Genomic DNA, 18,393 nt, shown 5'->3' with positions numbered 1-18,393 from the left:
CAGGGCCGGTGGCGCGGCGCCGGCGGGCGGCAGCGGCGTGGGAGCTGGCCATGACGAACCTCCTGTCGTCTGGGTGACGGCACGTCCGCTACGGGGTGCCGTATGTGCCCATCGTGGGGTATGGCACTGACAATCCGTTCTGACCTGGGATTTTGCTTCGCCCGCGAGTTCGGGCTACCTTTTGAACTGACCAGTCAGTTCAATACATTGAGGGGGCAGGGATGGGGGGAACCGTGACAGCCGCCGGCGTCACGGCCCGGGGCCTGGGCCTGGAAGGGCCCCGCGGATGGGCGTTCCGCGGGATCACCTTCGAGGCCGGGCCCGGTTCGCTGATCACCGTCGAGGGACCGTCCGGCAGCGGGCGTACGTGTCTGCTGCTGGCGCTCACGGGCCGGATGAAGCCCACGGAGGGCTCGGCCGCGGTCGGCGGCGGGGACCTGCCCCGGCGGACGGCGGCCGTGCGGCGCGTCGCCGCCCTGGCGCACGTCCCCGGGGTGACCGATCTGGACCCGGCCCTGACCGTCGCCGAGCACCTGCGCGAACGGGCGCTGCTCCAGCGGCGGTTCGGTGACGCGCTGCGCGGTCTGCTGCGTCCGCGCGCGGAGCGGCGCGAGGGCACGCGGCTCCTGATCGGGACGGCCCTGGAGCGGGCCGGGCTCGACCTGGAGTCGCTGCCGAAGGGGCCCCGTACCGCGGTGCGCGACCTGGAGCGCACGCAGGCGCTGCGGCTGTCCGTCGCGCTGGCGCTCGTCGGGCGCCCGCGCCTGCTGGGCGTGGACGACGTCGACCTGAAGCTCTCGGACGCCGAACGGGCCGAGATCTGGGCCCTGTTGAAGGCCGTCGCCGCGTCGGGGACCACGGTCGTCGCGGTGTGCAGCGAGGCTCCCGGGGGCACGGTCGGCGTGTCCACCGCCCCCGCGCGGGCCCCGCGGCCCGAGCACGACGACAACACCGACGCCGACACCGACGCCGGAGAGGAGGCCGCCGATGCGCTCGCCCAGGCTGGCCGCGCTTGAGCTGAGGCGCTTCGGCCGGGGGAGGCTGCCGCGCGCCGCCCTGGTGGCGCTGCTGGTGCTGCCCCTGCTGTACGGCGCCCTGTACCTGTGGTCGTTCTGGGACCCGTACGGCAGGCTCGACCGCATCCCCGTGGCGCTCGTGAACGACGACAAGGGCGCGAGCGTCGACGGCAGGAAGCTCAGGGCGGGCGACGACATCACCGGGGGCCTGCGCGAGAGCGACGTCTTCGACTGGCGCGAGGTGAGTGCCGCCGAGGCGGCGAAGGGCGTCGAGGACGGCACCTACTACCTGTCGCTGACCATGCCGTCGGACCTCAGCGCGCGCATCGCCTCCGGCGCGGGCGACGCGCCCGAGACGGGCGCGCTCCAGGTGCGGACCAACGACTCCAACAACTACATCGTCGGGCAGATCTCGCGGACGGTGTTCGGCGAGGTGCGCGAGGCGGCGTCCACGAACGCGTCGCGGTCGTTCCTTGACCGGATCTTCGTGTCGTTCTCCGACCTCCACGGCGCGACGGAGAAGGCCGCCGACGGCGCCGGCAAGCTCGAAGGCGGCATCGACAGGGCCGAGAAGGGCTCCAAGAGCCTCGCCTCGGGCCTGAAGGACGCCAAGGAGGGCAGCGGCAGGCTGTCCACCGGGCTGAAGCGCCTGACCAAGGGCGCGGGCGACCTGGAGGACGGCTCCCGCCGCGTCGCCCAGGGCACGCGCACGCTGGCCGACAGGGTCAACGCCGCGGACCGCAGGATCGGACCGCTCCTCGCCGCCGACGAGAAGACCATCGGGGACACCGCCCGCCTGGTCGCCGACTCCTCGGGCGCGATCCGCGCCGACCTGGACGACCTCGTGGAGCGGGCCCCCGGCGCCGCCAGGGACGCCCGTACGGCCTCCAAGGCGCTCGACACCCTCTACCGGGCACGCTGCGAGGACCCCGCCCTGCCCGACGCCGCCTGCGCCGATCTGAGGAAGGCGAAGCAGTCGGCCGCCGGCGTGGCGACGGTCGCCGCCGACCTCGACACCCTCGTCGCCGGCCGCGGCGGCGACCTGAAGCGGCTCGACAAGAACCTCGCCACGCTCCAGAAGCAGGCCAAGGCCCTCGCGGACCGCGCCCCGCGACTGTCCGAGGACCTCGACGACGCCGTCACGAGGATCGACAAGCTGAACCAGGGCGCCGCCAAGGTCGCCGCCGGCGCGAAGAAGCTGCACTCCGGACTGGGTACGGCGAAGACGGGTGCGGCCGGCCTGGACGGCGGCGTCGGGAAACTCAAGACGGGCGCGTACGACCTCAACGGCGGCATGTACAAACTCCTCGACGGCTCGGGCAAGCTCACCAGCGGGCTGCGCGACGGCGCCGAAAAGATCCCCGACTACGACAAGAAGGACCGCGACCGGCGCACCGAGGTCATGGCCGACCCGGTCGGCCTCGTCTCCCGGGACCTGTACAAGGCGCCCAACTACGGCACCGGCTTCGCCCCGTACTTCATCCCGCTGTCCCTGTGGGTCGGCGCGATGGTGGCGTACATGCTGATCGCGCCGGTGAACCGGCGGGCGCTCGCCGCGGGTGCCCCGGCCTGGCGGATCGCGCTGGCCGGCTGGCTGCCGGTGGTGGCGATCGGCGTGCTCCAGACGGTGGCCCTGATGTCGGTGCTGCACTGGGCGGTCGGGCTGCGGATGGTCCGCGCGGCCGGCACGGTGGGCTTCCTGTTCCTGGTGACGGCGTGCTTCGCGGCGATCGTGCAGTGGCTCAACGCACGCTTCGGCGCGGCCGGCCGGATACTCGTCCTCGCCCTGCTGATGCTCCAGCTGACGTCCGCGGGCGGCACGTACCCCGTGCAGACCAGCCCGGCGTTCTTCAACGCCCTGCATCCCTTCCTGCCCATGAGCTACGTCGTCGAGGCGCTGCGCCGGCTGATCACGGGCGGCGGGCCAGGGCCGGTGTGGCAGGCGTGCGCGGTGCTCGTCGCCTTCACTGCCGGGGCGCTCGCGCTGACCGCGCTGTCGGCCAGGCGCCGCCAGGTGTGGACGCTCGACCGGCTGCACCCGGAGCTGAGCCTGTGAGCGCGCGCGGCACAATCGGGGCCATGGAAAGCAGCAGCGCCGCGTCGGGCGGCAGCACGCGCCGTGAGGCCACCCGGCAGAAGCTCTACGAGGCGGCCGTCACGCTCATCGCCGAGCAGGGCTTCTCGGCCACCACGGTCGACGAGATCGCGGAACGCGCCGGGGTGGCGAAGGGCACGGTCTACTACAACTTCGCCAGCAAGTCGGTCCTCTTCGAGGAGCTGCTGCGGCACGGCGTCGGCCTCCTGACCGCCTCCCTGCGGGAAGCGGCCGAGCGGACCGCGCGCGCGGGCGGCAGCAAGGTGGACGCCCTGGACGCGATGGTCCGCGCGGGGCTGGTCTTCATCGACCGCTACCCGTCCTTCACCCAGCTGTACGTCGCCGAGCTGTGGCGCACCAACCGGGCCTGGCAGTCCACGCTGATGGTGGTCCGCCAGCAGGCCGTGGCGGTCGTGGAGGGCGTGCTGCGCGAGGGCGTGGACAACGGCGAGTTCAGCGAGGAGATCGACGTCCCGCTGACCGCCGCCGCGCTGGTCGGCATGGTGCTGGTGGCGGCGCTGGACTGGCAGTCGTTCCAGCCGGAGCGCTCCCTGGACGACGTGCACGCGGCCCTGTCGCGGCTGCTCCAGGGCCGGGTGAGCGGGAGCCGCTGACCCGGCCCCGGAGCAGTCGCACACGAGGAGGCGCCGGTTCGAGGCGGCCGCGTCCCCCGCGGGCCGCCGCCGAACCGGCGCCTTCTCGTCGCTCCCCCGTTCCCCCCGCCCCTCCCCGCTTCCCCCGCGCCCCCGTCGCGGACCCCGTGCGGGCGTCCGCCGGGTCCCCCGTCTCGCTCCCGCCGACGCGGGCCGGCGGAAGGAGCGGATCCGGGGCCGCTCCGTTCCGGCGCCCCGTGCCGCCGGTACCGGAGCAGATCCCCTTCTCCGTGCCTCCACTCTCTCGTCGGCGCAGGTCGCGCCCCATCCGCGCGCGTACTCATCTCGGCCTCTGGGTACGGGTACTCAGACCTGCGCGCTCATCCCCACGACCGCGGGCCGCGCGCTGGCTACGATCGCCTCCGTGTCCGTACTCCCCTTGGTGTTCACCAGCGGCTGGGCCAGCGGCGTCAACGCGTACGCGGTCGTGCTGCTGCTCGGCCTGTTCGGCGCGACCGGGCTGAGCGACGACGTGCCCGCCGCGCTGCAGCGGTCCGACGTCCTGATCGCGGCCGGCGTGCTGTTCCTGTGCGAGGCCGTCGCGGACAAGATCCCGTACGTCGACTCGGCCTGGGACGCGGTCCACACCGTCGTCCGGCCGGTCGCGGGCGCCGTCGTGGCGGCACTGCTGGCCGGGCAGAGCGGTTCGCTGCCCGAGCTCGCGGCGGGCGCCGTCGGGGGTTCCACCGCGCTGCTGAGCCATCTGGTCAAGGCCGGGACGCGGATGGCGGTCAACACCTCCCCCGAGCCGTTCAGCAACATCGCGGTGAGCATCGCCGAGGACCTCGGGGTCGCCGCGGTCATCACCTTCGCCGTCTTCAACCCGGTGGCGGCGGCCGCCGTCGCGGGGGTGCTGCTGCTCGGCGGAGGGCTCACGCTGTTCCTCCTGGTCGGGCGGATCCGCAGCTTCCTGCGCCGCCGGGCCGAACGCCGAGCCCGCGGACGCCCCGCCCGGCCGGTGCCGCAACGCCCCGGCTGAGCGGTCCTGCGAGGTCGCGGGGCCCGTTGTCGGTGGCGGCCGATAAAGTCCCCCGCATGGCACGGATTGCGGTGATCGGCGCCGGGACGGGCGCGATGGCGGCCGCTGCCCGGCTGGCCGTCGCGGGCCACCGGGTGGCGGTGTACGAGCGGACGCGGACGTACGGCGGCGCGCTGCGCCGCTTCGAGCGCGACGGCTTCGGTTTCGACACCGGGCCCGGCCTGCTCCCGCTGCCCGCCGTGTACCGGGACCTGTTCCTCAAGACCGGCAGGGAGCCGCTGGAGAGCTGTGTCGACCTGGTCCAGGTCGACCCGTCCGCACGGCACGTGTTCGCCGACGGCACCGAGGCCGTCCTGCCGAACGCGTCACGCGCGGGCGTCGTCACCGCCCTGGACGAGGCGCTGGGCGCGGGCACGGGCGAGCGCTGGGGCGACTTCCTGGTGCGGGCCCGCGAAGCGTGGGACCGCACGCGCAGACCGCTGCTGGAGGAGCCCCTGTGGCCCGACTGGCGCGTGCTCGCCGAGCGTGACCCCTACCCCTCGGTCCCCCACAAGCGGCTGCTGCGCACCCGCAGGGCGGGCACCCTCGCCGAGGTCGGCGCCTGGGAGCTGCGCGATCCCCGGCTCGTCGCCCTGCTGGAGTCCCACGCCCTCGCGTACGGGCTCGATCCCCGCCGGACCCCGGCGAGCGCCGCCGTGCTGCCGTACCTGGAGCACGCCTTCGGCACCTGGTATGTGCGGGGCGGCATGCGGGAGTTGGCGCGGGCCGTCCATGAGCGGTGCGTGGCCCGCAGGGTCGCGTTCCACTTCGGTGCCGAGGTCACGGCCGTCCTGGAGAAGGACGGCCGGGCGGCCGGGGCCGAGCTGGCCGACGGCTCGGTGGTGGAGGCCGACTTCGTGGTCGCCGGGGTGGCCCCCGGGGTACTGGACCGCCTCGTCCGGGGCACGGCGCCGCGGGGCGGGGGCGAGGTCGCGCCCCAGCGCGGGGGCGCCGGCCGGCTGACGGTGCTGCTGGCGCTGCGCGGAGCCCGCCCCCCGGGCACGGTCCACCGCACGGTGGTCCACGCGCGGGACCGCGAGGCGGAGGCGGACGCGCTGTCCGGCGCGGCCGGTGCCCTGCCCGCCGATCCCACGGTGACGATTCTGCGCCCGGACGATCCGGCGCTCGTCCCGGACGGCGCCCACGAGGCGCTCACCCTGACCACGGCGGTTCCCGCGGGGGCCGGTCCGGACGCCCTGACCCGGCACGCGGACCGGCTGGTCGCGGTGGCCGAGCGGGCCGTGCCCCGGCTGCGCGAGCGGCTGCTGTGGCGGGAGGTGCGCACCCCGGCCGACACCGAGCGCGAGACGGGAGCCGCGCTGGGCGCGGTGCCGGCGCCGTCCCTGGCGGCGGGCGGCGGGCGGCTGCTGCACCCGTCCAACAGCACCGCCCTGGCGGGCCTGTTCACGGCCGGCGGCTGGTCCCACCCCGGGGGCGGTCTGCCGCACGCCGGGATGTCGGGCGCGCTGGTCGCCGGACTGATCGTGGAGGGGCCGGAGTTCCGGGGCTCCCGGTGACCGCCCCCGGACCGGCCCCCGCCGCGCGAGGCCGTCAGTAGCGGTACTGCTCGTCGTACCCCTGGCCGTGGTTGTCGCCCTGGTACGGGTACGGCTGCTCGTTGGGGAGTTCGCCGCCGTACGTCTCGTCGGTGCGCTGCTGGGGGACCCACACGCCGCCGGGCGGGGTGCCCTCAGGATAGCCGGCGGCGTACTGGTCCTGGGCGTACCCCTGCTGGCCCGGCTGGCCCTGCTGGTCGTACTGCTGCTGGCCGTAGGCGTCGTAGCCGGTGCCGTCGTAGGTCTGGGTGCCGATGTACGGGTCGGAGTAGGCGGCGTACTGCTGCTGCCCGGAGGGGTCGTAGCCGTACTGCTGCTGGTCGTAGCCCTGCTGCCCGTAGGCGTCGTAGCCGTAGCCCTGGTCGGCCGTGGCGTACTGGTCCTGGTGCTGCTGGCCGGCGGCGTAGTTCTGCTCGGCGCCCGCGTAGCCGGTGTCGCCGTACACGCCGTAGGAGCCGGTGTCCTCGGGCATGGGCTGCGGTTCGTAGACGGCGGTGGCATCCGCGGCGGCGGCCCCGCGCTGCGGGGTGAAGACGTCGTCGCGGTCGTAGTCGTCGCCGTAGTCGGCACCGTCGCGGTCGTAGCGGTCGTCGTCGCCCTCGAAGCCGCCCTCGGACGCCTCCGGGTCGGAGTCATCCGGGTCCGGCTCCTCCTCGTCCGGCTCACGGCGGCGCTTGGAGCCCAGCGGACCGAGGGCCGGCGCGGAGACGGCCCAGCCCTCCGCGAAGCCGCGGCGGAACGACAGCGTCACATAGGTCTGCCCGACCGCGAACGCGGCGGCGCCCAGACCGATCACGACGACCGACGGAATCAGTACCCCGACGACGACGCCGAGGAAGCCGCCGAAGGCGAGCAACCGCCAGCGCAGCCGCGCCTTGTACTGCAGCAGCACCTCGCCGAGCAGCCACAGCGCTACGCCGCCGAACGCGATGTAGAGGACCGTCCAGCCCATGTACGCCCCTCTCCCAGTGGCCGCCTACGCAGTGTGACGTATATCAGGACGACCGGTCCAGACCTGCGGGTGGGTGGTGCAGGCCCAGGTTCTCGTAGATTTCCAGGGTAGCCGTGGAGTTGTTGAGCGTGATGAAGTGCAGTCCGGGCACTTCCTCGGCCAGAAGCCGCGCGCAGAACTCCGTGGCGAACTCGATCCCGATCGAGCGTACAGCGGCCGGATCGTCCTTCGCTGTGAGGATCCGCTCTTTCAGGGCGTCCGGGAAGGCGGCGTTGGTCAGCGACGGGATCCGCTCCAGGGTCCGGACACTCGCGATCGGCATGATCTCCGGGATGATCGGGGTGTCGCAGCCTGCGGCCGCCACCCGGTCGCGCAGGCGAAGATAGTCCTCCGGATCGAAGAACATCTGCGTGATCGCGTAGTCCGCGCCGGCCCGGCACTTGTCGACGAAGTGGCGTACGTCGAGGTCGCGGTCGGCGGAGCGCGGGTGCATCGCGGGGAAGGCCGCGACGCCGACGCAGAAGTCGCCGGACGCCTTGATCAGCTCGACCAGCTCCGCGGCGTAGGCGAGGCCCTGCGGGTGCCGCACCCAGTCGCCCAGCGGGTCGCCGGGCGGGTCGCCGCGCAGCGCCAGCATGTTGCGGATCCCGGCGTCGGCGTACTGGCCGATGATGTTGCGCAGGTCGGCCACCGAGTGGTCGACGGCCGTGAGGTGGGCGATCGGGGTCAGCGTGGTGTCCGAGGCGATGGCCTCGGTGGCCTTGACCGTGCCGGCGCGGGTGGAACCGCCCGCGCCGTACGTCACGGAGACGAAGTCGGGGCCGACGGCCTCGACCCGGCGCAGCGCGTTCCACAGGTTCCGCTCGCCCTTCGGGGTTTTGGGGGCGTAGAACTCGAAGGAGTACGTCGTCTTGCCGGTCGCGAGCATCTCGCGCACGGTACGAGCGTGGTCCGATCTGACGGATGCGGTGCCGAGGGCCATACCCGCAGGTTAGCCAGGGGTTCGCGGTCGCCCAACCGGGCACCCGGCATTTGTCCTTTTTATCGGCTTGTTTGTCGGCCTGTTGTCCAGGTATTGGACAGTGTCCGCCCGAAAACAGCCGCTCGTGCGCCGCCGGTCCGGGACGCCCACCCACCGAGACGGCTCGTCCGGCGTCCGTGCGCGCGTGCCGGGACCTGCGGCGGGGGACGGTCTCCGGGCGCCCCTACGCCTGCCGCAGCCGCTTCGCGAGCTCCGCCGCGGCGGCGCCCGGGTCGGGGGCGTCGGTGATCGCCCTGACGACGACGACCCGGCGGGCGCCCGCGTCCAGCACCTGGTCGAGGTTGCCGAGGTCGATGCCGCCGATCGCGAACCAGGGGCGGTCCGTCCCCAGGGCGGCGGTGTGGCGGACCAGGTCCAGTCCGGGCGCGTGGCGGCCGGGCTTGGTGGGGGTGGGCCAGCAGGGGCCGGTGCAGAAGTAGTCCACGCCGTCCTGGACGGCGGCCGCGGACGCCTCGGCGGCGGAGTGGGTGGAGCGGCCGATCAGGACGTCGTCGCCGAGGATCGCGCGGGCGGCGGGGACCGGGAGGTCGCCCTGGCCGAGGTGGAGCACGCCGGCACCGGCCGCGTGGGCCACGTCGGCCCGGTCGTTGACGGCGAGCAGCCTGCCGTGCCGGGCGCACGCCTCGGCGAAGGTCCGGAGGTGGTCCAGCTCCTCGGCCGCCTCCATGCCCTTGTCCCGCAGCTGGACGATGTCGACCCCGGCCGCGAGGACGGCGTCGAGGAACTCCGCGAGGTCGCCCCGCTCCCTGCGGGCGCCGGTGCACAGGTAGAGCCGGGCGCCGTCGAGCCGGCTGCGGGCGGTGTCTGCGACGGAGGTGTCTGCGACGGAGGTGTCGGTCATGCGGTGCCCCCTGTGGTCGGGTGTCCGGGCGGGCCGGCCCGGCGGATGCCGGACGAGGGCACGGTAGCCGGACGCCGCGGTCGGGGGCGGACCGGTCCGGCGCCGGGGCCGGGGCGCGCGGAACCGGGACCACCGGCGCCGGGTATCGCGCGGAGGGCGTCACATCGGCATGCCGAGGCCCTCGGACCGGGCCGGGCCCCGCGCGGCCGTGGCGTGGTCGCGGGGGCCCGGACCGCGGACGGTCGCCGGACCTGCGGGGCGAGGGTCAGACGGCGAGCGCCTGGGCGCGTCGCTTCACCTCCGTGCCGCGGTTCTCGCTGAGGGCCTGCGCGGGGGTGCCGGGCAGGGAGGGGTCGGGGGTGAAGAGCCACTCCAGCATCTCTTCGTCCGTGAAGCCGTCGTCCCGCAGGAGCGTCAGGGTCCCGGACAGACCCTTGACGACCTTGTCCCCGTCGATGAAGGCGGCGGGGACGTGCAGCGCGCGGTTCTCACCTCGGCGCACGGCGATCAGCTGGCCGTCCTTGACCAGCTGCCGGGCGCGGGTCACCTCGACGCCGAGCTGTTCGGCGATGTCGGGGAGGGTGAGCCAGGCGGGGACGAGAGCATCGGTCTTTGCGTCAATCTCGGTCACGGGAACAAGCCTGCCATCTGCCACCGACAGTCGGAAGCCGGGCCGGTCCGGGCGGGGGTCGGCACGGCCCCCGCCGGGCTACGCCGTGGCCGCCTTCAGCGGTCTCGCCGGGTCCACCAGCAGTCCGGCGTCCATCGGCGTGCCCGCCTCGATCAGCCGCCGCCCCTGCGCCAGATCCCTCGGCCGGCCCACCGCCAGCAGGGCGACCAGGCGGTCGTCCCGCAGCCAGCAGACCGACCACGCCGGGCCCGACGGGTCGCCGCGCCACAGCGTGGCCGTGGCATCGGCGTGGTGTCCGGCGTACTGCACGAAGCGGCCGAACTGCTCCGACCAGAAGTACGGCACCGGGTCGTAGACCGCGGGGGTCTCGCCGATGATGTTGGCCGCGACCGTGCGCGGACCCTGGAGGGCGTTGTCCCAGTGGTGCACGAGCAGCCGCTCGCCGTACCTGGCCGACGGGAACGACGCGCAGTCGCCGACCGCGTAGACGTCGGGCGCGGAGGTGCGCAGTCCGCCGTCGGCCACCACTTCGCCCCGCGCGCCGAGCTCGATGCCGGAGCCCGCGAGCCAGGCGGTGGCGGGCCGGGCGCCGATGCCGACGACGACGGCGCCCGCGGGCAGCCGCGAGCCGTCGTCGAGAACCACCGCGCCGGGCTCGACGCGCGCCACGCGCGCGTGGGTGCGCAGCACCGCGCCGCTGTCCCCGTACCAGGCGGCCATGGGCGCCGCCACCTCCCCGGGCAGCGCGCCCGCGAGGGGCCGGTCGGCGGCCTCCACCACGGTCACCGCGCAGCCGGCCTCCAGCGCGGCCGAGGCGAACTCCGCGCCGATCCAGCCCGCGCCGACGACCACGATGTCGTGCTGGCGGGCGAGGACCGGCCGCAGCCGCTCGGCGTCGTCCAGGGTGCGCAGCAGATGCACGCCCGGGACGCCCTCGGCGCCCGGCAGCCGGACCGGTTCGGCGCCGGTGGCGAGGACCAGGACGTCGTAGGGCACCGGCCCGGACTCGGTGTCCAGTTCGTGGTCGGCCGGGCGGACGCCGCGCACCTCGCGCCCGAGGCGCAGTGCGATGCCGAGCGCCTCGAAGTCGATGTCGAAGGCGGAGCCCTCGGCCTTGCCGAGCAGCACGGCCTTGGACAGCGGCGGCCGGTCGTAGGGCTGGTGGGGTTCGGCGCCGATCAGGGTGACGGTGCCGGTGAATCCCTGTTCGCGCAGCGCGACCGCCGTCTGCACACCGGCCATGCCGGCGCCGGCCACGACCACTCTTCGCTGCGACTGCGTCGTCTGCTCGCTCACCTGATCACCTTAGTCAACTGACGTTGCGTCAGTCAGGGGTCGTGCCGGGTGACCTGCTCCACAACGCTGGTGCCTCGGCCGGTCTGTGACTCCCATTCCCACGTCTCCTCCAGACACACCCGTCCGTCGGCGAGCTCCGTCACCGTCGACGCGCAGTGGCCCGAGGACGTCGTGCCGTCCCGCTTCAGCTGGACGTAGCGGAAGTCAAGCCGGTCCCCCTCACGGGTGCCGACGAGGTACCCGCGCGCGACGTCGCCGCCGGCGTACTCGGCCCAGATCTCGCCGTCCTTCTCGTGGTAGGTGAAACGGGTGCGCGTACCCACCTGACCTGGGGCCTGGTCGGCGACCGGGGCGAGGACGAGACCGTCGAGCGAGCGGGCCATCGGCGCGGGCTCCCTTACTGAGACGCGGGGCGGCGGGCTAGGGTGGCCACCGTAGAGCACTCGCGGGAGCCCGGACGCACCGGGCTGAGAGGGAGGCTGGCGGCCTCCGACCGTACGAACCTGATCCGGGTCATGCCGGCGAAGGGAGGGGCTGGACGCCCATGTCGCGTACGCGAACCTCAGACGTCCTCGTCGTCGGGGGCGGCATCATCGGCCTGGTCACGGCGTGGCGGGCGGCGGGGCGCGGGCTCAGCACCGCGGTCGTCGATCCCGAGCCGGGCGGCGGCGCCGCCCGGGTCGCCGCCGGGATGCTGGCCGCCGTCACGGAACTGCACCACGGCGAGCAGACCCTGCTGGGCCTGAACCTCGCCTCGGCCCGCCGCTATCCGGACTTCGCGGCCGAGCTGACCGACCTCACCGGCCACGACCTCGGCTACCGCAGGTGCGGCACGCTGGCGGTGGCGCTGGACGCCGACGACCGCGCCCAGCTGCGGGAACTGCACGCCCTGCAGAGCCGGTCGGGCCTGGAGTCGGAGTGGCTCTCGGGCCGGGAGTGCCGGCGGCTGGAGCCGATGCTGGCGCCGGGCGTGCGCGGCGGGCTGCGGGTGGACGGCGACCACCAGATCGATCCGCGGCGGCTGGCGGCGGCCCTCCTCGTCGCGTGCGAGCGGACCGGCGTGGCCTTCCACCGCACCCGCGCCGAGCGGCTGGACACCGCGGGCGGCCGGGCCGTGGGCGTGAGCACGCAGGACGGCGCCTCCCTGCGCGCGGAGCAGGTCGTCCTCGCGGCGGGCAGCCTCAGCGGCCGGCTGGCGGGTGTCCCGGACGACGTACTGCCCCCGGTGCGTCCGGTGAAGGGCCAGGTGCTGCGGCTGACCGTGCCGCGCCGGTACGCGCCGTTCCTGAGCCGGACGGTGCGGGCGGTGGTGCGCGGCGGCCAGGTGTACCTGGTGCCGCGTGAGAGCGGGGAGCTGGTCGTCGGGGCCACCAGCGAGGAACTGGGCTGGGACACCGCGGTGACCGCGGGCGGCGTGTACGAACTGCTGCGCGACGCACACGAGTTGGTGCCGGGTATCACCGAGCTGCCGCTCACCGAGACCCGGGCGGGCCTGCGCCCCGGCTCCCCCGACAACGCGCCGCTCCTCGGCCCGACCGGACTGCCCGGCCTGCTGGTGGCCACCGGCCACTACCGCAACGGCGTGCTGCTCACACCGGTCACCGGGGACGTCCTGGGGCACGCCCTGGTCACCGGTGAACTGCCCCAGGAGGCGCGCGCGTTCAGCCCCGGGCGGTTCGGTGCCGCCGCGGCCCTTGCGGAGCGGCCCGCATGAGCGCGGTGATCACCGTCTCGGTCAACGGCGAGCGCCGCGGCGTCGAGCCGGGCACGGCGCTGGACGCGCTCGTGGAGTCCCTGACCGCGGCGCCCTCCGGGGTGGCCGCCGCCCTCAACGAAACCGTCGTCCCGCGCGCGCAGTGGCCCGCGACCCGCCTCGCCGAGGGCGATCGCGTCGAGGTCCTGACCGCCGTCCAGGGAGGCTGACCCATGGCCGACGATCCCTTCGTCCTCGGCGGTACGTCCTTCACGTCCCGGCTGATCATGGGCACGGGCGGGGCTCCCAGCCTGGACGTGCTGGAAAGGGCGCTGACGGCGTCCGGCACCGAGCTGACCACGGTCGCGATGCGGCGGGTGGACGCCTCGGTGCACGGCTCGGTCCTGTCGGTGCTGGACAGGCTCGGCATCCGGGTGCTGCCGAACACCGCGGGCTGCTTCACCGCGGGAGAGGCCGTCCTCACGGCCCGCCTCGCGCGCGAGGCGCTCGGCACCGACCTGGTCAAGCTGGAGGTCATCGCCGACGAGCGCACCCTGCTGCCGGACCCGATCGCCCTCCTGGAGGCGGCGGAGACGCTGGTGGACGACGGCTTCACGGTGCTGCCGTACACCAACGACGATCCGGTGCTCGCCCGGAAGCTGGAGGACGCGGGGTGCGCGGCGGTCATGCCGCTGGGCTCGCCGATCGGCTCCGGGCTCGGCATCCGCAACCCGCACAACTTCCAGCTGATCGTGGAGCACGCGCGGGTGCCGGTGATCCTGGACGCGGGCGCCGGCACCGCGTCGGACGTGGCGCTCGCGATGGAGCTGGGGTGCGCGGGGGTGATGCTCGCCTCCGCGGTGACGCGGGCGCAGGAGCCGGTGCTCATGGCCGACGCGATGCGGCACGGGGTGGCGGCCGGGCGGCTGGCGTTCCGCGCGGGGCGCATCCCGCGCCGGCACTTCGCCGAGGCGTCGTCGCCGGTGGCGGGCACGGCGCGGCTCGATCCGGAGCGTCCCGCGTTCTGACGTCCGCGTGCGGCACGGGGCCCGCGGACCGGTGCGTCGTCCGTCACAGGTCGGCTCCAGTCCCGCTCCGATCGCGGCTCGGCCCGGCCGGGTGTCGGTGTCGGCTCGTACACTCACCTGCGTGGATACGACCCTTCAGGACCCATTGGTCGGGCAGGTGCTCGACGGCCGGTATCGCGTGGACGCGCGGATCGCGGTCGGCGGGATGGCCACGGTCTACCGGGCCCTGGACACCCGCCTGGACCGCGTGCTCGCGCTCAAGGTGATGCATCCCGCGCTGTCGGCGGACGCCGTGTTCGTCGACCGGTTCATCCGCGAGGCGAAGTCCGTCGCCCGTCTGGCCCATCCGAACGTGGTGCAGGTCTTCGACCAGGGCGCCGACGGCTCGTACGTCTACCTCGCCATGGAGTACATCGCCGGGTGCACCCTGCGGGACGTGCTGCGCGAGCGCGGGGCGCTCCAGCCCCGGGCCGCGCTGGACATCCTGGAGCCGGTCCTCGCGGCGCTCGGCGCCGCCCACCGCGCCGGGTTCGTGCACCGCGACATGAAGCCGGAGAACGTCCTCATAGGGGACGACGGCCGGGTGAAGGTCGCCGACTTCGGTCTGGTGCGTTCCGTGGACACCGTGACCAGCACGACGGGGGCGGTGCTCGGCACGGTCTCCTATCTCGCGCCCGAGCAGATGGAGCACCCCGCGGCGGCCGACGCGCGCGTCGACGTGTACGCGTGCGGGGTCGTCCTCTACGAGATGCTCACCGGCGACCGGCCGCACGACGGGGACTCCCCCGCCGTGGTGCTGTACAAGCACCTGCACGACGACGTCCCGCCGCCCTCGGCGGTGGTGCCGGGGCTGGCGTACCCGATCGACGAGCTGGTCGCGTCGGCCACCGCCCGCAACCCCGACGTGCGCCCGTACGACGCGGTGGCGCTGCTGGCGCACGCCCGCGAGACGCGCGCCGCCCTGAGCCCGGACCAGCTGGACGCGATGCCCCCGCAGGCGCTCGCCGCCGAGCGCGGCACCGCCGACGACCGGACGAGCGTGATCCCGCGCTCGCTCACCGTCCGGCAGCCGCCGGCGGTGCCCGGGGACGAGCCGCGGGACGGGTACCACCGGACGAGCCGCCTGGAGTCCCCTGCCCCGCCGCCGCCCGCCCCGCGCCGCGCACGGGGGCGGCGGGCACCGCGCGGGCCGCTGGTCATCGTCGCCGCCGTGCTGCTGGTCCTGGGCTGCGGCGCAGGCGTCTGGTACATCAACTCCGGCCAGTTCACCCAGGTCCCGCCCCTGCTCGGCAAGACCGAGGCGCAGGCCCGGGACCGGCTGGAGCAGGCCGGCCTGGACACCGGCGCGGTCGGCCGGGCCTACAGCGACACCGTGAAGCGCGGCACCGTCATCAGCTCGGACCCCGGCACGGGCGCCCGCATACGGCAGAACGACTCCGTGAAGCTCGTGATCTCCTCCGGTCCGCGGACCGTCGCGGTGCCCGCCCTCCAGGGCTATCCGCTGGCGAAGGCGCGGACCGAGCTCAAGAACAGCGGGCTCCAGCCGGGCATGGTGACGCGCGAGTTCAGCGACGACGTCACCCGGGGCTCGGTGGTCTCCTCGGACCCCGGGGACGGCACGAAGGTCCGCTCCGGCTCCGCGGTGGCGCTGGTCGTCAGCAAGGGCAGCCCGGTGGACGTGCCGGACGTCAGCGGCGAGAGCCCGGCCGACGCGCGTGCCGCGCTGGAGGAGTCGGGCCTGAGGGTGCGGATCGACTCCGCGCGGGTCAACTCCGAGTTCGACGCGGGCCAGGTCGCCCGGCAGAGCCCGGCCGAGGGCGGGCAGGCCGCCGAGGGCGACACGGTCACGCTGACGCTCTCCAAGGGCCCGGAGATGATCGAGGTCCCGGACGTGGTGGGCGCCGGCGCCTCCGACGCCACGGCCCGGCTGGAGGCCGCCGGCTTCTCGGTCGAGGAGGACCGCGGCCTGCTGGGGCTGTTCGGCGACACGGTCAAGAAGCAGTCGGTCAAGGGCGGGAAGACCGCTCCGAAGGGATCGACGATCACGATCACCATCCGGTGACGGGCCCCCGCACCCGCCGGTGACGGGGCGGGCCGGACCGCATGACACCCTGGGCGGGTGAGAAGTCAGCAGTCCGGCACCGTCCCCGCGGGCCCCGCCCGCAACCCCGTGGGCGGCCACGTCCCCGTGGCCGGCGGACTCGCCTCCGTCGGCCTGGCCTACGCCGAGGACCTGCGGGCCGAGGCGGTCCAGGTCTTCGTGGCCAACCCGCGCGGCTGGGCGACGCCCGCCGGCAGCCCCCGGCAGGACGAGGAGTTCCGCGCGCGGTGCGCGGCAGGATCGGTCCCGGCCTATGTGCACGCCCCCTATCTGATCAACTTCGGTTCCCACACCGAGGCCACGGTGGAGAGGTCGGTGGAGTCGCTGCGGCACTCGCTGCGCCGCGGGCGGGAGATCGGGGCGCTCGGCGTGGTGGTGCACACCGGCAGCGCCACCGGCGGCCGGGAGCGCCCGGTGGCCCTCGCCCAGGTGCGTGAGCATCTGCTGCCGCTGCTGGACGAGCTGACGCGGGACGACGACCCGTTCCTGCTGCTGGAGTCGACCGCCGGCCAGGGCGCCTCGCTGTGCTCGCGGACCTGGGACTTCGGGCCGTACTTCGAGGCGCTGGACGCCCATCCCCGGCTCGGCGTCTGCCTGGACACCTGCCACGTCTTCGCCGCCGGGCACGACCTGACCGGCCCCGACGGGATGCACGCGACGCTCGACCTGCTCGTGGACACCGTCGGCGAGGGCCGGCTGAAGCTGATCCACGCCAATGACTCCAAGGACGTCGTCGGCGCCCACAAGGACCGGCACGAGAACATCGGCGCCGGTCACATCGGCGAGGACCCGTTCCGGGCGTTGATGACCCACCCGGCCACCGAGGGCGTACCGCTCGTCATCGAGACGCCCGGCGGCAGGGAGGGGCACGCGGCGGACGTCGAGCGCCTGAAGAAGCTCCGCGACGCGTAGGGCGGTCACCGCGGCTCCGGGGCCGGGCGCCATGGAGGCAGGGCGCGCCGACCCGCTGTCCCGGTGGGTGCCGGTGATCGCGCCGAAGGGGGCGTTCGTCCTGGCGCCGGTCGGCACGCGGATGACCGGACGCGGCCGGGGGCACGCGGTGGTGCACGGGCACCGCCGGGGAGCGGTGCCGCGGGAGGGTCAGAGCTCGGGGCCGTCTCCGGGCTCCTCCTGGTAGGAGTAGCGCTGCTCCCGCCACGGGTCGCCGATGTTGTGGTAGCCGCGCTCCTCCCAGAAGCCGCGGCGGTCGGCCGTCATGTACTCCACGCCGCGGACCCACTTGGGCCCCTTCCAGGCGTACAGATGGGGGACGACCAGACGGAGGGGGAAACCGTGCTCCGCCGTGAGCAGTTCGCCGTCCTTGTGGGTGGCGAAGATCGTGCGCTCGGCGGCGAAGTCGGCGAGGCGGAGGTTGGAGCTGAAGCCGTACTCCGCCCACACCATCACATGCGTGACGGCGGGGGCGGGCGGCGCGATCTCCAGGATCGTCCGGGCCCGGACGCCGCCCCACTCGGCGCCGAGCATGCTGAACTTCGTGACGCAGTGCAGATCGGCGGTGACCCCGGCGTACGGCAGGGCCGCGAACTCCTCGTGGCTCCAGCAGCGCTTCCCGCCGTCGGCGGTCGCCCCGAACACCCGGAACTCCCAGCGCTCGGGACGGAACCTGGGGACCGGTCCGTAGTGCGTGACCGGCCAGCCACGCTGGAGCCGCTGTCCCGGCGGAAGCTCGGAGTGTGCCGCCGCTCCCCCCGCACGCTCCACCGGCTGACCCATGCGTCCCATCCTGACAGACCGCGGACGGTGCACCCGACCCCAGTCCGAGCAAACCCCTTCAAAGGGAACCAAGCGGACTAAGCATGCACTTACTTACTAAGTGAAGACTTACTGGACGATCTTCGTGACCGGTGGAATCATGCGGCGCATTCCGCCAGTTCCCCCGCCTGGAAGGAGCCCTTAGCGATGCAGGGCGACCCCGAGGTCCTCGAATTCCTCAACGAGCAGCTCACCGGTGAGCTCACCGCGATCAACCAGTACTGGCTGCACTACCGCATCCAGGACAACAACGGCTGGACCAAGCTCGCCAAGTACACGCGTGAAGAGTCCATCGACGAGATGAAGCACGCGGACAAGCTCACCGAGCGCATCCTCATGCTGGACGGCCTGCCCAACTACCAGCGGCTGTTCCATGTGCGGGTCGGGCAGACGGTCACCGAGATGTTCCAGGCGGACCGGCAGGTCGAGGTCGAGGCGATCGACCGCCTGCGGCGCGGTATCGAGGTGATGCGGGCCAAGGGCGACGTCACGTCGGCGAACATCTTCGAGTCGATCCTGGAGGACGAGGAGCACCACATCGACTACCTCGACACCCAGCTGGAACTGATCGACAAGCTCGGTGAGGCGCTGTACCTCGCGCAGCAGATCGAGCAGCCGAGCTAGGCCCTGTCTGGAGTTCCCCGTCTGCCTCGCGACGCCTGGCACGGCACCTCGACGCACGGAGCCGAATCATCCAA

Annotated in this window: 18 protein-coding genes and 1 riboswitch; of the genes, 11 read left to right on the top strand and 7 right to left on the bottom strand. The window is 73.9% G+C overall.

The features are described from left to right. The first annotated feature begins 221 nt into the window (after positions 1-221). The 5 genes from SZN_RS08020 (at position 222) to SZN_RS08000 (ending at position 6,299) form a co-directional block, all read left to right on the top strand. Entirely contained in the window at positions 222-1,016 is a 795-nt protein-coding gene (locus SZN_RS08020) for an ATP-binding cassette domain-containing protein (RefSeq protein ID WP_007493150.1), read from the top strand. Beyond that, the gene (locus SZN_RS08015) at positions 988-3,072 is read left to right on the top strand and encodes a YhgE/Pip family protein (RefSeq protein ID WP_007493148.1); all 2,085 of its coding nucleotides are present in this window, start codon (positions 988-990) and stop codon (positions 3,070-3,072) included. The genes SZN_RS08020 and SZN_RS08015 overlap by 29 nt, the downstream gene beginning before the upstream one ends. Before the next feature lie 23 nt (positions 3,073-3,095). Next, on the top strand, positions 3,096-3,725 hold the full coding sequence (locus tag SZN_RS08010; RefSeq protein WP_007493146.1) for a TetR/AcrR family transcriptional regulator: 630 nt from the start codon (positions 3,096-3,098) through the stop codon (positions 3,723-3,725). Between the two features lie 403 nt (positions 3,726-4,128). After that, complete coding sequence (locus SZN_RS08005) at positions 4,129-4,743, top strand: DUF4126 domain-containing protein (protein ID WP_007493144.1); 615 nt, start codon at positions 4,129-4,131, stop codon at positions 4,741-4,743. A 56-nt stretch (positions 4,744-4,799) separates the two neighbouring features. Then, positions 4,800-6,299, top strand: a complete 1,500-nt coding sequence (locus tag SZN_RS08000; RefSeq protein WP_007493142.1) for a phytoene desaturase family protein — start codon at positions 4,800-4,802, stop codon at positions 6,297-6,299. A 34-nt stretch (positions 6,300-6,333) separates the two neighbouring features. On the opposite strand, the gene SZN_RS07995 is transcribed toward SZN_RS08000, so the two are convergent. From SZN_RS07995 to SZN_RS07970, 6 genes are all read right to left on the bottom strand, one after another. Then, entirely contained in the window at positions 6,334-7,290 is a 957-nt protein-coding gene (locus tag SZN_RS07995) for an SCO2102 family sporulation regulator (RefSeq protein WP_007493140.1), read from the bottom strand. 43 nt (positions 7,291-7,333) lie between these two features. After that, on the bottom strand, positions 7,334-8,272 hold the full coding sequence (gene metF, locus SZN_RS07990) for a methylenetetrahydrofolate reductase [NAD(P)H] (protein WP_007493137.1): 939 nt from the start codon (positions 8,270-8,272) through the stop codon (positions 7,334-7,336). Between the two features lie 223 nt (positions 8,273-8,495). Then, on the bottom strand, positions 8,496-9,173 hold the full coding sequence (gene thiE / locus SZN_RS07985; protein ID WP_007493135.1) for a thiamine phosphate synthase: 678 nt from the start codon (positions 9,171-9,173) through the stop codon (positions 8,496-8,498). Between the two features lie 265 nt (positions 9,174-9,438). Further along, complete coding sequence (locus tag SZN_RS07980; protein ID WP_007493133.1) at positions 9,439-9,804, bottom strand: Rv2175c family DNA-binding protein; 366 nt, start codon at positions 9,802-9,804, stop codon at positions 9,439-9,441. A 78-nt stretch (positions 9,805-9,882) separates the two neighbouring features. Continuing rightward, positions 9,883-11,100 carry an NAD(P)/FAD-dependent oxidoreductase gene (locus tag SZN_RS07975; RefSeq protein ID WP_078508490.1) on the bottom strand — a complete coding sequence of 406 codons (1,218 nt, stop codon included), beginning with the start codon at positions 11,098-11,100 and terminating at the stop codon, positions 9,883-9,885. Between the two features lie 32 nt (positions 11,101-11,132). Then, positions 11,133-11,483 carry an avidin-fold protein gene (locus tag SZN_RS07970; RefSeq protein WP_007493129.1) on the bottom strand — a complete coding sequence of 117 codons (351 nt, stop codon included), beginning with the start codon at positions 11,481-11,483 and terminating at the stop codon, positions 11,133-11,135. A gap of 52 nt (positions 11,484-11,535) precedes the next feature. Next, a riboswitch (TPP riboswitch) is annotated at positions 11,536-11,647 on the top strand. Here SZN_RS07970 and thiO point away from each other — a divergent pair. The 5 genes from thiO (at position 11,645) to SZN_RS07945 (ending at position 16,834) form a co-directional block, all read left to right on the top strand. Continuing rightward, positions 11,645-12,814: a glycine oxidase ThiO gene (thiO, locus tag SZN_RS07965; RefSeq protein ID WP_007493127.1), complete on the top strand. Its 1,170-nt coding sequence runs from the start codon at positions 11,645-11,647 to the stop codon at positions 12,812-12,814. Its footprint overlaps the riboswitch before it by 3 nt. Positions 12,815-12,822: 8 nt before the next feature. Then, a complete protein-coding gene (gene thiS / locus SZN_RS07960) occupies positions 12,823-13,023 on the top strand; it encodes a sulfur carrier protein ThiS (protein ID WP_043729221.1) in 201 nt (66 codons plus the stop codon). A gap of 3 nt (positions 13,024-13,026) precedes the next feature. Continuing rightward, positions 13,027-13,821 (top strand): thiazole synthase, encoded by a 795-nt coding sequence (locus tag SZN_RS07955; protein ID WP_007493123.1) that lies wholly within the window; start codon positions 13,027-13,029, stop codon positions 13,819-13,821. 121 nt (positions 13,822-13,942) lie between these two features. Then, positions 13,943-15,883, top strand: coding sequence for a Stk1 family PASTA domain-containing Ser/Thr kinase (gene pknB / locus SZN_RS07950; protein ID WP_043729195.1), 1,941 nt, complete (start codon positions 13,943-13,945; stop codon positions 15,881-15,883). Positions 15,884-15,940: 57 nt separating this feature from the next. Next, positions 15,941-16,834, top strand: coding sequence for a deoxyribonuclease IV (locus SZN_RS07945; RefSeq protein ID WP_007493119.1), 894 nt, complete (start codon positions 15,941-15,943; stop codon positions 16,832-16,834). A gap of 189 nt (positions 16,835-17,023) precedes the next feature. Here SZN_RS07945 and SZN_RS07940 read toward each other — a convergent pair whose 3' ends face one another. Further along, entirely contained in the window at positions 17,024-17,656 is a 633-nt protein-coding gene (locus SZN_RS07940) for a sulfite oxidase-like oxidoreductase (RefSeq protein ID WP_007493117.1), read from the bottom strand. Between the two features lie 186 nt (positions 17,657-17,842). Between SZN_RS07940 and bfr the strand changes: the two genes are divergently transcribed. Then, positions 17,843-18,319, top strand: coding sequence for a bacterioferritin (gene bfr, locus SZN_RS07935; RefSeq protein WP_007493115.1), 477 nt, complete (start codon positions 17,843-17,845; stop codon positions 18,317-18,319). Positions 18,320-18,393 lie beyond the last annotated feature (74 nt).

The organism is Streptomyces zinciresistens K42, from assembly GCF_000225525.1.
GTDB lineage: Bacteria > Actinomycetota > Actinomycetes > Streptomycetales > Streptomycetaceae > Streptomyces > Streptomyces zinciresistens.
The sequence above is the reverse complement of the archived record's forward strand: the minus strand, read 5'-3'. Positions and strand labels throughout refer to the sequence as shown.